We start from the raw sequence: 14,174 nt of genomic DNA, 5'->3' as shown, positions 1-14,174 counted from the left end.
GTGAAAATTCAGAATAATCTCTGAAAAGAATTTTCTTTATTTTCAGTCGCTGTACTAAGAGCCTTGAGATGACGTATAAGCTATTCTTTCAGAAAATTCCTTTCATTTTGTGAATTTGAAAAATAGGTCATATGTCATAGTGAAGCTGTTGGTGCAAGTAGTAGAAAGAATTAGACAAAACAGGGGGTTTTTATTCATGGGACGTTATATCCTACAACGGCTGACTTACGGCCTCATCACGTTCTTCTTGATTGCCACGTTCACGTTCTTCCTGATGGACCTGCTCCCAGGTTCGCCTTATCAGAACCAGGAAAAACTGACAGAAACACAAATTCAATTGTTGAATGACCGCTACGGACTCAATGATCCGCTTCCGGTCCGCTATGCGACGTACATTGGAAACATGCTACAAGGTGACCTTGGCGTATCGTTCCGTACGGCTAACCGTCCAGTAACTGAGTTGATTATGGAACGAATTGGTCCATCGGCACAATTAGGGGTTCAGGCATTAGTACTTGGAACTCTATTAGGTGTATTGTTGGGTGTTGTTGCGGCGATTCGTCACAATACGGCAATTGACTATGGTTCAATGTTCGTATCGGTAATCGGGATTTCCGTCCCATCATTCGTCTTTGCAGCCCTCCTTCAGTACTATGTTGGGGTAAAATTACAGTTGCTTCCGGTAGCATTCTGGGAATCTCCAGCTCATACGATCTTACCAACCATCTCGTTATCGCTCGGGGTTACGGCAGCAATTGCCCGTTTCGTCCGAACCGAGATGTTAGAAGTAACCGGACAAGACTATGTCACGCTCGCGAAAGCGAAAGGATTGACGGGTAACGCCATCGTATGGAAACACATGGTACGTAACGCGATGATCCCAGCGATCACGATTCTTGGACCGATGACAGCTGGACTTTTAACGGGTACATTCGTTATCGAGAAAATTTTCGCAGTACCTGGTCTTGGAGAATTGTTCGTTACGTCAATCACGTTGAATGATTACTCTGTCATCATGGGCACGACACTCTTCTTCTCGGCCCTATTCATTATTATCATTTTACTTGTCGACTTGCTCTATGGGGTTGTGGACCCACGTATTCGTCTTGGGGGGAATAACTGATGATTGAAAACAAAAAGAATTACGAACAGTTCGACCAAGACATGTTCACACCAGTTGAAATGAATGAACAGCTTGGTGAGCGGATTGCCGGAAAAAGTTTGAACTTTTGGCAAGATGCATGGATGCGCCTAAAGAAAAACAAGGCGGCTATCATCTCGCTCTCGATTATTTTAATTCTCGTCGCACTCGCTTTGTTTGGACCGATGCTCTCAAGCCGAGATGCATACGAACAGAACATCTCGCAAGCAAAACTACCGCCTAAAGTCACTGGACTTGAATGGGCTGGATTTGATGGGTTGGCAACACTTGGAGGTCGTGAAATCGACTTCTACGAACAGAAGAATGTAGAAGAAAACTTCTGGTTTGGTACCGATTATCTCGGTCGTGATCTTTGGTCGCGGATTTGGGAAGGGACACGAATCTCCCTCTTTATCGGTTTAGTCGCAGCCATCATCGATACAATCATTGGAGTTGCATACGGTGGTATTTCAGCTTACTTCGGTGGACGTACAGATAACATCATGCAACGTATTGTTGAAATCTTGACAGGTGTACCTAACTTGATTTTGATCATCTTGTTCATCTTGATCTTTGACCCAGGTGTCTTCACCATCATCCTTGCCATGGCCATCACCGGTTGGATTGGGATGAGTCGACTCGTTCGAGGACAGATTCTCAAACTCAAAAACCAAGAGTTCGTCTTGGCAGCTCGTACACTCGGTGCTTCAAGTGGACGCTTGATTTTCAAACATTTAATTCCGAACACATTGGGTGCCATTATCATCACACTCATGTTCACGATTCCATCTGCCATCTTCTTCGAGGCATTCCTCAGCTTTATCGGAATCGGGCTTCAACCACCACAGGCATCACTTGGTACGTTGATCAACGATGGATACAAAGAACTACGGACTTTCCCGTTCCTTCTTATTATCCCGTCTATCATCATCGTCTTGCTCATGGTCAGCTTCAACTTGCTTGCCGATGGCTTGCGTGATGCGTTCGATCCGAAAATGCGTAAATAAAAAAAGAAAGAGGGGGACTCGTGCATGGAAACGATTTTATCAGTCCGAGACTTAGAGGTCTCGTTCCACACATATGCAGGAACAGTTCAGGCTGTTCGTGGTGTTTCGTTTGATTTGAAAAAAGGCGAGACGCTCGCCATCGTAGGAGAATCGGGTTCGGGTAAATCCGTTACTTCGAAGGCAATTATGCGTCTCATTCCGAACCCTCCAGGTGAAATCACGAACGGAGAAATCATGTTCGAAGGAAAAGACTTGGCGAAACTTTCGGAAAAAGAAATGCTTAAAATTCGGGGTCGCGACATCGCAATGATTTTCCAAGACCCAATGACATCGCTCAACCCGACGATGACAATTTACAAGCAAATCGCAGAAGGGTTGAAACAGCACCAAGGGTTAACGGGCGAGGATGCGAAGAAACGTACGCTCGAATTGTTGACACTTGTAGGGATTCCAAACCCTGAAGCGCGCTTGAAACAGTATCCACACCAACTTTCTGGTGGGATGCGACAACGGATCGTTATTGCGATCGCACTCGCATGTAACCCGAAAGTGTTGATTGCCGATGAACCGACAACAGCACTCGACGTAACGATTCAAGCGCAGATTCTTGAATTGTTAAAAGACATTCAGCAAAAGACCGGCACAGCGATTATCTTCATCACGCACGACCTTGGCGTTGTTGCGAACATGGCTGACCGTGTTGCTGTTATGTATGCGGGACGTCTCGTTGAAAAAGGAACGGTTGATGAGATTTTCTATGAGCCACGTCACCCATACACATGGGGACTTCTCGGTTCGATGCCGCGTCCGACAGATGACCGCAATGAAGCGTTACCGGCAATCCCGGGTACGCCTCCAAACTTGCTCGATCCTCCAAAAGGGGATGCATTCGCACCGCGTAATCCATACGCGATGAAGATTGATTTTGAGAAAGAGCCGCCGATGTTCCAAGTAAGCGATACACACTTCGCTTCGAGTTGGTTATTACATCCGCAAGCGCCAGCGGTGAACCCGCCACGCGCGATTCGTGAACTCGCTCTCAAATATCGTCCAGACAGTGCGTTCGCAAAATCGTTTACGAAAGGTGGTGCTGAATAATGGAACGCGAGAAATTACTCGAGGTAAAAAACCTGAAGCAGCACTTTAAAATTGGTCGTGGTCGCGTTGTCAAAGCGGTCGACGGGATTTCATTTGACATTTACAAAGGTGAAGTGCTTGGACTCGTAGGTGAGTCTGGTTGTGGGAAGTCAACGACAGGACGTACGATTATCGGTCTCTACGACGCGACGGATGGCGATGTCGTGTTCAAAGGCGAAAACGTCCACGAAAAAAAATCGAAGGCAGACAAGTTGAAATTCAACCGTGCGATGCAAATGATTTTCCAAGATCCATACGCTTCGCTCAATCCGCGTATGACAGTCGCCGATATCATCGCAGAAGGAATCGATATTCACGGTCTTGCGAAGACGAAAGAAGACCGCATGAATCGCGTATATGACCTTCTTGAAACAGTTGGTTTGACGAAAGAGCACGCGAGCCGTTATCCACATGAATTCTCAGGTGGTCAGCGTCAGCGTATCGGGATTGCCCGTGCTCTTGCGGTTGAACCGGACTTCATCATCGCCGATGAGCCGATTTCTGCACTTGACGTTTCGATTCAAGCGCAGGTCGTCAACTTGATGAAAGAATTGCAACGCGATCGCGATTTGACGTATTTGTTCATCGCTCACGATTTATCGATGGTTAAATACATCTCTGACCGTATCGGTGTTATGTATCAAGGTCACCTCGTAGAGCTTGCAACAGCAGATCGCCTTTATGAGAACCCAATTCATGCCTATACGAAATCGCTCCTTTCAGCGATTCCGCTTCCAGACCCAGAGCATGAGCGTACACGTAAACGGATCGTATATGAATCGACATCGAAAGGTCCAGTCGGACGTTCAGATGAAGATTCAAGTATCCCGCCACTTCGCGAAGTTGAGCCGGGGCACTATGTCTCGCTCACAGACGAAGAGTACGAAGCGTATAAAGCGCAACTCGTATAACGAAATCAATCCTGACTCATTTATTGAGTCAGGATTTTTTTGCACAAAAAAATCACCTATTAAAGTAGGTGACTGATTATCCGTTCGAGATGCGTGGTAAATTAGAAAGACGTTCCACGATGGCGTCGATTTGACGGACGCGAGCTAACGCATCTTCAATTTCCATTGTCTCGTAATGATGAAGACCGCCTGGCTGCTCCACATACGTGTCCGCGTCATGGACGAGCTGTTGAAGTGGAGTTCGTTGAATACGACTCGGTGGTAGGTAGGAATCCGTGTGCAAGAGAATCATGACAGAAATCTCTTTTGCTCGGGCTGGATCTTCCCCTAAACGAATCAATAATTTGTGGGCACGTTCGGCCCCCTTAATCGCATGGATGTCGTTCTGACGATACAAATCATAATTCCATTTACCTTCTGTATACCATTCATAGTGTCCGATATCATGAAGAAGCGCAGCTTTCGTCGCCAAATCTGTATCAAGGCCACGTTTCGTTGCCATTTCGAGAGCGCGTTCACAGACGTCGACCGCATGTTTTAAGCCAGATCGAGTTAAATATTTTTGGGTAACCGGATGTTTCATAATCGTTTCTAAAGTGATTCTCATCATCGCTCTCCTCCTTTAAAATAAAAAGGTTATTTCTATAAACTATACAGGTTTCTTCAAGTCATTGCAAATGATATCCGTGTAAAATTGAGATGAACGTGTAAGAATGATTCACATTTCACAAACGAGTGTGCTATAATTTAAATGTAGATATAGTGCAACTTCAAGATTTTCAGAATCGGTAATGCTCGGTCGGTTCCTTACGCTGTATGGGGGTGAGAGGCCATGAAAGAACGTGACAAAGTTCTGCGAGAGAAAAAGAGACTTTTGAAAGAAGTATTGAAGAAAAAGTTGAAAGACTTACAAGTCAAGCCAGGGAAAGAGACGGTGTCTCAACCGGTTTCTCGAATCCCTGCGTCTTAAGTTAGGTCGTTCAAGGTCGCATTCAACGAATGCGCCCTCTTTTCATATCTGATTGATAAAGAATATCATTGAAGTTTTGATAAATAAGAATTACTATAATTAAGTGGATGCGAATTTGGGTATACAAATAGAGTCACTTAAAAAGATGGACGCATACTCGATCAGGGAGGAAGAAAAATGGTCACACTTTATACGTCTCCAAGCTGTACATCTTGCCGAAAGGCACGGGCTTGGCTCGAAGAACATGATATCCCGTTTACAGAACGAAACATATTTTCAGAACCGCTCTCATTGAATGAGATTAAACAAATTTTACGTATGACAGAAGACGGGACGGATGAAATCATTTCGACTCGCTCGAAAGTCTTTTCTAAAATCGATGTGTCTGTTGATGCGCTATCTCTTCAACAGCTTTACGATTTGATTCAAGAATATCCAGGTCTTTTACGTCGTCCGATTCTGATTGATGAGAAACGTTTACAGGTCGGATATAACGAAGATGAGATTCGTCGATTCTTGCCACGTAAAGTTCGGACGTTCCAATTACAGGAAGCCCAGCGACTTGTGAATGAATGAGAGCATACTGTTTAAGCAGTGTGCTTTTTATTATCGATTATTTCCTATAAAATAAAGTTATAACCCTTCATCTAGATTGAACGATGTTAAAAAGGGTACAAAGATAACAAGACAATTTCCCCTCTCCTCCTTATGTGAATTGGGAGCGAGGTGAGAAGGGAGTGGACAATCGTGAAAATTGAGCGCATCAATGATAATACCGTCAAATTTTTCATCACATACGTGGATATCGAAAAACGTGGTTTTGCTCGTGATGAAATTTGGTACAACCGAGAACGTGGCGAGCAGCTGTTCTGGCAAATGATGGACGAGGCTCACGAACGTGAAGACATCTCGTTTGATGGTCCACTATGGATTCAAGTACAAGCTTTTGAAAAAGGTCTAGAAGTGACTGTGACAATCGCGAAAAATGTAATGGACACAGAAGACGATTCTGAACTCGGTTCGCTTCTTCGATCAGCAATCGATGAGGCACGAGATCAACAATCGGTACTCGACCAATTGAGTGAGTTGGATGAACTTGAAGCCGAAGCAGATGCTTGGGCACCACTCGCGATGGAAACAAATGATTTCGAGGCAATCATTTCGCTGAGTAAACGCACAGGAGACATGTTCAGTGATCTTGATTTGAAACTATACCACTATCAGGACCGTTACTACTTGTGGATTGATTTCCCGGATGAAATGGAACCGGAAGACGAAGAGAATGCACTCAGTCTTTTAGCAGAATATTTAACATTCAGCACACAGACGCAACCGATGCTTGAAGAGTATGGGAAACTCATTCTCGATGGCGACGTCTTTGCGAAAGTGCGTCACTATTTCTAATGACACATCGCCTGTTCAGTTGGACAGGCGATTTTTTCAAATCGACGGTAAAGAGGTGTTGGTATGGTGAGACGAATTCGATTACTACTTGATGACAGTGCATGGTTTGTCCCATTTTTATACGGAACGGGTGGCATCGTATTAACGGCATTAACCCAAGTGTTTGGGGATTTCTTTCGTGATTTATTACCAGGCTTTATTTATTTAGACCTGGACTCAGCGGCGTCTGTGTTGTCTTCGACATTTACGAGCCTGATGACGATGATGACGTTCAGTTTTTCCACGATTCTGGTCGTATTGACAACGTATTCCTCTCAGTTCTCTCCACGGACAATCAATAACTTTTTGACGAACACGTCGGCCAAGCATACGCTCGGTCTTTTCATCATGACGACGGTTTATGGAATTTCGAACCTATTCCTCGTCCGTACGGCAGATGAAGGCGTCGTGTTGTCGTCCGGGATCAGTGTGCTCTTAGTTATTGGTTCGATTTGGGCATTCGTCAAGTTCATCCAGACGATCAGTGTTTCGATTCAGGCGGAACGTCTATTATCCGCGTTACATAAAGAAGCGCTCTCCGTCATCAGCGAGCAAAAAGATGCGATTGAGTCGGATGAGGTTCATCTCGTCTTGCCTCGACCTGTCCATTCATTGGAAGGTCAAGCGGTACGAGCTCCGCAAACGGGGTACATCCGATTGTTTTTAAGAGAGAAACAAGGAGATCATGAAACGGACTTTGAGTCCGTCGTAGCCGTCGGGGATTTCGTTGCCAAAGGTGATTTACTCGGGTTTTGGAAAGGCGAGGACGCACCGGATATCGAGTTATTTGAGATTGGGGAAGTGCGTTCTTCGATGCAAGACCCGTCATTTGCGATTGAAAAATTGAGTGAGATTGCGCTAAGAGGAATCTCTCCAGGAATCAATGATCCGAACACGGCAATTCATGCGATTCATTACATCGGGGATATTTTAAGAGAACTTTGTGAATTACCAGATGGTGATTTTTTGTATTCGAACGGGAAGTCTGACTGGCATGTGAAACGAAAAACGCTTGAGACGATTCTATTTGAATCGCTATCGCCGATGCAGACTTATGCGAGCCGAGATATCTTTGTGATGGGGTCCGTGTTCGAGGCGATTCGAATGGCGCGCCTCCAAGCACATGAAACACTCGATTCGACATTTGAGGACATGATTCAATATTTTGCGGATGTGATTGATTGGGATCGCCTTCATGCGAAAGAACAGAACTATTTGCGCAATAAAATGAATCGGGCTAAAAAGATGACAACATGAACAGAGACCACCTGTTCTAAAGAAGAGGTGGTCTCTGTTCAAGACAATGTATATCCGCCATCGACTGTGATGGCTTGGCCGTTAATGTAAGTTGAAGCATCAGTCAATAAAAATTCTACGACCGGCGCCACTTCCTCAGGATGTGCGGCATGTCCCCGGAAATGGTGGGTCATCGCCTCTTTGAACTTTGCTTCACCCCCATATAGCTTGTGACTGAGCGGTGTGTCAATCGGTCCAAAACAAACGGCATTGAATCTTACTTTTCCTTTCATTCGGTGTGCGAACGTTTTAGTTAAGGCTATTACGGCCGCCTTTGAAGCGGCATAGTGCGCGAGCATCGGTGGAAACTTGACGTGCCCAACGATGGCAGCATTGTTGACGACACTCGCTCCTTGGTCAAATAGGGGAATGGCACGTTGTGTGACGGTGTTCAGCGCATACAAGTTGACATCGAATACCTCGTTATACGACTCATGTGTCAAACGTTCAGGTGTGCCCGGTCTACCAAAAGTAGCAGCGTTATTGAATAATCCGTTCAAGGTCACATCTTGCTCTTTTAACTGAGCGAAAAGATGGTCGATGTCCTCTATCGAAGCAAGGTCACATCGAATGAATGTGGCTTGTCCATTTGAATCAGACTCGAGAGCGGCGCCTCTTGTTTCATCCCGACCGATCCCGATGACTCGGTGCCCCTTACCAGTCAACTGTAAAGCGACGGCGCGACCAATCCCGCTTGTCGCACCTGTGATCAGAAAAGTCCCCATAATTCATTCGCTCCCCTCAAAAAGATGACGTTACGATGTATAATTAATGATAATACATGACAGAAACGAGGTCAGCTTATAATATGTTGCGACGCATACAAGTACTCTTTTCCCTCATTTTGCTCGCAGGACTCATTGCGATATTATCGTATTACTGGAGCTCACAAGTAATCGGATTGTTCTCGATTCTCGTCTTTTTGACAACGTTCAGTATATTACTCGTCATCTTACTTGAAAATCGAAACCCACAACGTACGCTCATTTGGGCAATCGTCATGATTGGTTTTCCAGTCATCGGATTATTCGCGTACTTTGTATTCGGCCAGAACTATCGCCGTAAACGAATGTTCAAAGAAAAAGCGATGCTTGATGAAGAGACATACTTGGCCTATCGTCAGAAAGCGATGACGTTGTCGCCGTCCCTCATGTTCGCCCACGACGATTACGAGAAGCTGATGCATTTGACTTCTTCGTTGAACCAGTTACCGGTCTCATCGAATACGTATACGCAAATCTTGACGAACGGCCGTGAAAAATTTTCGAAGTTATTGCCGGCTCTGAAAGGAGCGTCCCGACACATCCATCTAGAGTATTATATTTTCCGGGAAGATCGCATTTCTCGGGAAATACAGCGGATCTTGATCGAAAAAGCGAAGGCGGGGGTCGAAGTCCGATTTTTGTATGATGCCGTCGGGTCCATTCATACGAGCGGCACGTTCTTTGAAGAGATGAAGCAAGCCGGTGTCCAAGTCCAGGCGTTCTTTCCAGTTGTATTGCCACTCGTTTCAAGTAAGACGAACTATCGAAACCACCGAAAAATCGTGGTCATCGATGGTACGGAGGCATTCACAGGTGGCTTGAATGTAGGGGATGAGTACTTAGGTGAGCACTCTAAGTTCGGGTTTTGGCGCGACACCCATCTGTATGTCAGAGGAGAAGGGGTATCTGAACTACAATTGATTTTCTTGCAAGATTGGTATTACATGACTGGGGAACGCCTATTCACACCGTTCTATCTAGAGCCGCTTGAGACGGTAAGAAGTGCGAGCGGAGGGGTTCAAATCGTTGCGAGTGGACCGGATGAACCTTATGAGACGATGAAATCCATTTACTTTTCACTCATCAATGCTGCAAAAAAATCTGTCTACATTTCGTCACCTTACTTGATTCCGGATGAAGACATTATGAGTGCCTTAAAGACGGCATCATTATCAGGAATTGATGTCCGCATCGTCTTACCGAGTTATCCCGACCATAAAATCGTGTTCTACGCGAGTCGGTCCTATTATGAAGAACTGTTACTCGCCGGGGTAAAGATCTATCTATATGAGAAGGGATTCATGCATTCAAAAGTCATCGTGGTGGATGATGGATTAGCCACGATTGGGACGGCGAACATGGATTTTCGGAGCTTTCATTTGAACTTTGAGGTCAATGCGCTCCTCTATAACACGAACTCAGTCCATCAATTGAAACAAGACTTATATGATGATTTCGAAGGGTCTCACGAACTCGTATTAGAAGAGTTCGCGAAACGGTCATTCTTTATCAAACTCGTTGAATCATTAGCCAGAATGTTTTCACCATTGCTATGAGGAGGGAGCAAGATGCGGTTTGCAATCGATCGGGAAGGGGATATCATTGATTCCTTTACATTAAATCGGATGCAAGCAGAGCAACTTGCTCCTTTTCGATGTCCGACTTGTCAGGAAGTATTGATTGTGAAGCAAGGTGTAAAGCGACGGCTACATTTTGCGCATATCCACACCTGTGGGAGGGCTGAATCGGTCACGCACCATCAGGATAAATGGGCGGTGTGCCAGTGGCTTCAAGAGAAAGGCTATCCAGTCGAGCAAGAAGTGACGATTAAGAATCGTCGGGCTGACATCCTCACGAACATGGACGGGCAGCACACCGTGTTCGAAATTCAGGCATCTCCCTTGCGACCGGAAGAATACGCCGAGCGAACGATTGATTATCGACGAGCGGGGCTTGATGTCATTTGGATTGCGAGCGGTCTCGATTTGAGAAGCAATCAATCGTTTCAACCATGGATGCGTCTAGAACTGTTTCAGAGACATCGGTTGTTGACGGTGAGAAATGGGAGATTGTTACGCTTCAATGGATTTCCGATTTCGATTAAGTACGGAATCGGAAGCTGGGAAACCTCATCTTCCGTGAACACGTCACCGTACGAAGCTTACTACCGGTTCGATGCTTTTGAATGGACAGAGATGATTCGTCGTAAACGGATGTCGCCTCTTTACCCATCTCCGTTAAATCGACGGCTCATATTGAATCGGCTCTATCCACTTGGTCTGTTACCCGCATTATTACCGACCGCCTGTTACCTTCCGCTATCATCGCTTTGGGGAATTCGTGTGCATCCGATTGATTTTCAAACCGTTCTTTATTTGAATCGCTACGAGTCACCTCACGATTCCGTAGAATGGAGTATTCAAAAAACGTGTCGACAATTTGGGGTGACACCGACAAGCGACTTTTCCCAGTCATTTCATGTACAATGGAAACAACTCTTGAATGCGAGTCGTCTATCCTGTGATGTCAGGTCATGGCCGCATCCGAAGCATTACGAGGAGGCCAGACATCACGATACACGTTTGTTTCAAGGACTTCAGCGATTGATCTTACAATCGACTAAATCATCGAAAAGGAAGTGGACGTATGTCAGAGGTATTGACTAGACAACAAGTTCCAGTGGAAGAAACGTGGAACTTAGAGACCATCTACAGCAATGACGAGGCTTGGGAATCGGATTTTCAAGCGTTAAAAGAGAAAGTACCGGAATTGATTGGATTTAAAGGACGCCTTGGGGAGTCGGCGGAGACGTTATACGAAGTGTTGCAACTTCGGGACGATCTCTCACGTCAGTTACATAAGCTATATACGTATGCGCATATGCGCTATGACGAAGATACGGCGAATAGCCATTATCAAGCATTGAATGATCGTGCCGGCTCACTTGCTTCTCAAGTTTCAGCGCAACTCGCATTTATGACACCTGAGTTGCTTTCGATTGATGAGAATCAGATTGAAGCCTTCATGGAGCAGAATGAGTCACTTCGCGTTTATCGTCATGCATTCCATGAGTTGGCACTTGAGCGTCCGCACGTATTGACAGAGGCAGAAGAAGCCATTTTGGGACAAGCGGGAGATGTGCTCGGTCAATCGAGCTCGACGTTCGGTATGCTCAACAACGCGGACTTGAAATTCCCGAAAGTGAAAAATGAAAAAGGGGAAGAAGTCGAGTTGACGCACGGTCGATATATCACGTTCCTTGAATCGGCTGACCGAAGCGTCCGCGAAGGGGCATTTAAAGCGATGTACGGGACGTACGCGCAATATTTGAATACGTTCGCCTCGACATTGTCAGGAAGTGTGAAGAAAGATAACTTCTATGCGACTGTGCGTAAATTTGAAAGTGCAAGACAGTCCGCACTCCACCATAATGCGATTCCGGAGTCTGTATACGACGGCCTCGTAGAAGCGGTAAACGAACGACTCGACTTGTTACATCGTTATGTCGCGTTACGTAAGCGAGCGCTCGGCTTAGATGAGTTGCATATGTATGACCTCTACACACCGCTCGTCAAAGATGTCGAGATGAAAGTGTCATATGAGGAAGCGAAACAATGGATGGTAGATGGTTTGGCACCACTCGGAGAAGAGTACGTCCAAATTGTCAAAGACGGTCTCGAATCGCGTTGGGTCGATGTGCGAGAGACGCGTGGTAAGCGTAGCGGTGCTTACTCCTCGGGAGCGTACGATACGCAACCGTTCATCCTCATGAACTGGCAAGATAACGTCAATAACTTGTTCACGCTCGCACACGAGTTCGGACACTCGGTGCATAGTCATTACACACGCACATCGCAACCATATCCGTATGGCGATTACTCAATCTTCGTTGCAGAAGTGGCATCGACGACGAACGAAGCTTTGTTAAACGACCATTTGTTGAAAACGAGAACAGCGAAAGAGGAGCGTCTCTACTTGCTGAACAATCAGCTTGAAACGTTCCGTGGAACATTGTTCCGTCAAACGATGTTCGCTGAATTCGAACACATGATTCATCAAGCTGCTCAAGAAGGCGTATCGCTCACTCCGGAGTACTTAAATGAAACGTACCTCGAGTTGAACAAACGCTATTTCGGAGACGAGATTGTCATCGATGAAGAGATTTCATATGAGTGGGCGCGCATCCCACACTTCTATTACAACTACTACGTCTATCAATATGCGACAGGGATTTCGGCATCTGCTGCACTGTCACAACAGATCATGGAAGAAGGGGAGCCAGCCGTACGTCGTTATATCGATAACTTCTTGAAGGCGGGTTCTAGTGACTATCCGATTGAGGTGCTGAAGGCGGCTGGTGTCGATATGACGACGAAGGAGCCGGTATTGAAGGCACTCGATCAGTTCGAGGCAGTTCTTGATGAAATGGAATCATTATTGTTCTCGTGAACAATATGTGACAATATGCACAAAGAGGTTGTCAGGCGATTCTGTACTAGGTATATTATAAGTGTGAAATCAATCACAAACCCCTTTATTGACCGTAAACTTTCTCCCATCTTGTAGGCCTTCCCCGGGCCTCAAGGTTCGATGTCTCTTGTCCCCGCTTGAGACGTCAAAAACCCCATGGCTCCCCGGCCATGGGGTTCATTTTTTATTTCGTTTGAGCCCACGCTTCACCGCTACATCCTGGCACAGGACGGCAACGCTGTTGTAGGGAGAGCTTCTTCAATTCGCGTTCAATCACTGTCTTCTCCATGTCTAGAATGTACGATAGCTCTGTGATGGTCGACGCATCATAGCGTGCCAACACTTTGGCTACATCCCAATCGGTCGTACGGCTCGGTGCATAACCTAACAATTCAGTCATGACCGATTGATAGACATCGTACGGATATACCCCTTCAATCTTCAATGCTTCATCGCGCGTCACGAATGTGAGTGCGGGCAATGACTCAATCTCCCAATCTTTCAACACTTGATGGTCGACAGCTAATGCATTCAAGAGCTGGTTCGATTGAAGATCGGCTTCAAGTTCACTTAAATCAAGGCCATACTCTTCGAAAGAACGTGCGATTTCCCATAAATCGATTGAACCAAGTTGTTCACCAGAGAATAGATCATTCACATGCAAATGACGCAAAAAGCGCATCGCATGACGTTTCCCTTGCAATTCCAGCGCTTTGATCATGGTGAGAAGGCGAACTTCTTCCTGACATCCGCCAACACAGCTAGGAACGGTAGAGACCATTCGAAAACGAATCACATGTCCGTATTCAATCTCTAACTTTTTGATCAGTGTCATCACGTGAAAGTTCTCAGGACTTGAGATGTCCATGAAATAGAATAACTCCAATGGCTTATACGTTACTTGAATAGGAGTTTCTTCCAGTGAACAGGATGACCCATTACATTGTTCAAGTTCCATTTGTGTCGCCTCCTCTCGTCAAAAAACTCATTTAACTTTGTAAACTCATTGTAGCAACGAAAAAAAAAGGTTGGCAA

The 14,174-nt window shown here is 45.6% G+C and carries 14 protein-coding genes; 11 read left to right on the top strand and 3 right to left on the bottom strand.

Features of this window, described 5'->3' with window-relative positions; all coding sequences use genetic code 11:
- Window positions 1–196 precede the first annotated feature (196 nt).
- The 4 genes from opp3b to KNO69_RS08910 are packed head-to-tail and all read left to right on the top strand — an operon-like array spanning window position 197 to window position 4,196.
- Window positions 197–1,123 carry an oligopeptide ABC transporter permease gene (gene opp3b / locus KNO69_RS08925; protein WP_214817415.1) on the top strand — a complete coding sequence of 309 codons (927 nt, stop codon included), beginning with the start codon at window positions 197–199 and terminating at the stop codon, window positions 1,121–1,123.
- On the top strand, window positions 1,123–2,148 hold the full coding sequence (opp3C, locus tag KNO69_RS08920; protein WP_074037425.1) for an oligopeptide ABC transporter permease: 1,026 nt from the start codon (window positions 1,123–1,125) through the stop codon (window positions 2,146–2,148). The genes opp3b and opp3C overlap by 1 nt, the downstream gene beginning before the upstream one ends.
- A gap of 24 nt (window positions 2,149–2,172) precedes the next feature.
- Complete coding sequence (locus tag KNO69_RS08915; protein WP_015881213.1) at window positions 2,173–3,246, top strand: ABC transporter ATP-binding protein; 1,074 nt, start codon at window positions 2,173–2,175, stop codon at window positions 3,244–3,246.
- Entirely contained in the window at window positions 3,246–4,196 is a 951-nt protein-coding gene (locus KNO69_RS08910) for an ABC transporter ATP-binding protein (protein ID WP_074037423.1), read from the top strand. The genes KNO69_RS08915 and KNO69_RS08910 overlap by 1 nt, the downstream gene beginning before the upstream one ends.
- Before the next feature lie 76 nt (window positions 4,197–4,272).
- On the opposite strand, the gene KNO69_RS08905 is transcribed toward KNO69_RS08910, so the two are convergent.
- Window positions 4,273–4,806 carry an HD domain-containing protein gene (locus tag KNO69_RS08905; protein WP_214730890.1) on the bottom strand — a complete coding sequence of 178 codons (534 nt, stop codon included), beginning with the start codon at window positions 4,804–4,806 and terminating at the stop codon, window positions 4,273–4,275.
- 222 nt (window positions 4,807–5,028) lie between these two features.
- On the opposite strand from KNO69_RS08905, the gene KNO69_RS08900 reads away from it, so the two are divergent.
- The 4 genes from KNO69_RS08900 to KNO69_RS08885 all read left to right on the top strand — a co-directional run bounded on the left by KNO69_RS08900 (window position 5,029) and on the right by KNO69_RS08885 (window position 7,866).
- Window positions 5,029–5,166: a hypothetical protein gene (locus KNO69_RS08900; RefSeq protein ID WP_015881216.1), complete on the top strand. Its 138-nt coding sequence runs from the start codon at window positions 5,029–5,031 to the stop codon at window positions 5,164–5,166.
- Window positions 5,167–5,343: 177 nt separating this feature from the next.
- Window positions 5,344–5,742: a transcriptional regulator SpxA gene (gene spxA / locus KNO69_RS08895; protein ID WP_015881217.1), complete on the top strand. Its 399-nt coding sequence runs from the start codon at window positions 5,344–5,346 to the stop codon at window positions 5,740–5,742.
- Window positions 5,743–5,913: 171 nt separating this feature from the next.
- The gene (mecA, locus tag KNO69_RS08890) at window positions 5,914–6,570 is read left to right on the top strand and encodes an adaptor protein MecA (RefSeq protein ID WP_015881218.1); all 657 of its coding nucleotides are present in this window, start codon (window positions 5,914–5,916) and stop codon (window positions 6,568–6,570) included.
- A 63-nt stretch (window positions 6,571–6,633) separates the two neighbouring features.
- Entirely contained in the window at window positions 6,634–7,866 is a 1,233-nt protein-coding gene (locus KNO69_RS08885; RefSeq protein WP_214817411.1) for a DUF2254 domain-containing protein, read from the top strand.
- Between the two features lie 38 nt (window positions 7,867–7,904).
- On the opposite strand, the gene KNO69_RS08880 is transcribed toward KNO69_RS08885, so the two are convergent.
- Window positions 7,905–8,630 (bottom strand): SDR family NAD(P)-dependent oxidoreductase, encoded by a 726-nt coding sequence (locus tag KNO69_RS08880; protein ID WP_214817408.1) that lies wholly within the window; start codon window positions 8,628–8,630, stop codon window positions 7,905–7,907.
- Window positions 8,631–8,713: 83 nt separating this feature from the next.
- Between KNO69_RS08880 and cls the strand changes: the two genes are divergently transcribed.
- From cls to pepF, 3 genes are read left to right on the top strand one after another with little or no spacing between them, the layout of a single operon-like run.
- A complete protein-coding gene (gene cls, locus KNO69_RS08875; protein WP_015881221.1) occupies window positions 8,714–10,225 on the top strand; it encodes a cardiolipin synthase in 1,512 nt (503 codons plus the stop codon).
- Between the two features lie 12 nt (window positions 10,226–10,237).
- Window positions 10,238–11,335: a competence protein CoiA gene (locus KNO69_RS08870; RefSeq protein WP_214817405.1), complete on the top strand. Its 1,098-nt coding sequence runs from the start codon at window positions 10,238–10,240 to the stop codon at window positions 11,333–11,335.
- The gene (gene pepF / locus KNO69_RS08865; protein WP_214817402.1) at window positions 11,316–13,118 is read left to right on the top strand and encodes an oligoendopeptidase F; all 1,803 of its coding nucleotides are present in this window, start codon (window positions 11,316–11,318) and stop codon (window positions 13,116–13,118) included. The genes KNO69_RS08870 and pepF overlap by 20 nt, the downstream gene beginning before the upstream one ends.
- Before the next feature lie 205 nt (window positions 13,119–13,323).
- On the opposite strand, the gene KNO69_RS08860 is transcribed toward pepF, so the two are convergent.
- The gene (locus tag KNO69_RS08860; RefSeq protein ID WP_214817399.1) at window positions 13,324–14,097 is read right to left on the bottom strand and encodes a DsbA family protein; all 774 of its coding nucleotides are present in this window, start codon (window positions 14,095–14,097) and stop codon (window positions 13,324–13,326) included.
- Between the last annotated feature and the right edge of the window lie 77 nt (window positions 14,098–14,174).

Source organism: Exiguobacterium sp. s131 (assembly GCF_018617345.1).
GTDB lineage: Bacteria > Bacillota > Bacilli > Exiguobacteriales > Exiguobacteriaceae > Exiguobacterium > Exiguobacterium profundum.
This window is presented reverse-complemented; position numbering and strand designations above follow the sequence as displayed.

Coding starts and splice junctions, on each gene's coding strand:
- opp3C (WP_074037425.1), top strand. CDS start 1,123: ATGATTGAAAACAAAAAGAATTACGAACAGTTCGACCAAGACATGTTC.
- KNO69_RS08885 (WP_214817411.1), top strand. CDS start 6,634: ATGGTGAGACGAATTCGATTACTACTTGATGACAGTGCATGGTTTGTC.
- KNO69_RS08910 (WP_074037423.1), top strand. CDS start 3,246: ATGGAACGCGAGAAATTACTCGAGGTAAAAAACCTGAAGCAGCACTTT.
- pepF (WP_214817402.1), top strand. CDS start 11,316: ATGTCAGAGGTATTGACTAGACAACAAGTTCCAGTGGAAGAAACGTGG.
- KNO69_RS08870 (WP_214817405.1), top strand. CDS start 10,238: ATGCGGTTTGCAATCGATCGGGAAGGGGATATCATTGATTCCTTTACA.
- KNO69_RS08860 (WP_214817399.1), bottom strand. CDS start 14,097: ATGGAACTTGAACAATGTAATGGGTCATCCTGTTCACTGGAAGAAACT.
- KNO69_RS08880 (WP_214817408.1), bottom strand. CDS start 8,630: ATGGGGACTTTTCTGATCACAGGTGCGACAAGCGGGATTGGTCGCGCC.
- KNO69_RS08900 (WP_015881216.1), top strand. CDS start 5,029: ATGAAAGAACGTGACAAAGTTCTGCGAGAGAAAAAGAGACTTTTGAAA.
- spxA (WP_015881217.1), top strand. CDS start 5,344: ATGGTCACACTTTATACGTCTCCAAGCTGTACATCTTGCCGAAAGGCA.
- KNO69_RS08915 (WP_015881213.1), top strand. CDS start 2,173: ATGGAAACGATTTTATCAGTCCGAGACTTAGAGGTCTCGTTCCACACA.
- cls (WP_015881221.1), top strand. CDS start 8,714: ATGTTGCGACGCATACAAGTACTCTTTTCCCTCATTTTGCTCGCAGGA.
- opp3b (WP_214817415.1), top strand. CDS start 197: ATGGGACGTTATATCCTACAACGGCTGACTTACGGCCTCATCACGTTC.
- KNO69_RS08905 (WP_214730890.1), bottom strand. CDS start 4,806: ATGATGAGAATCACTTTAGAAACGATTATGAAACATCCGGTTACCCAA.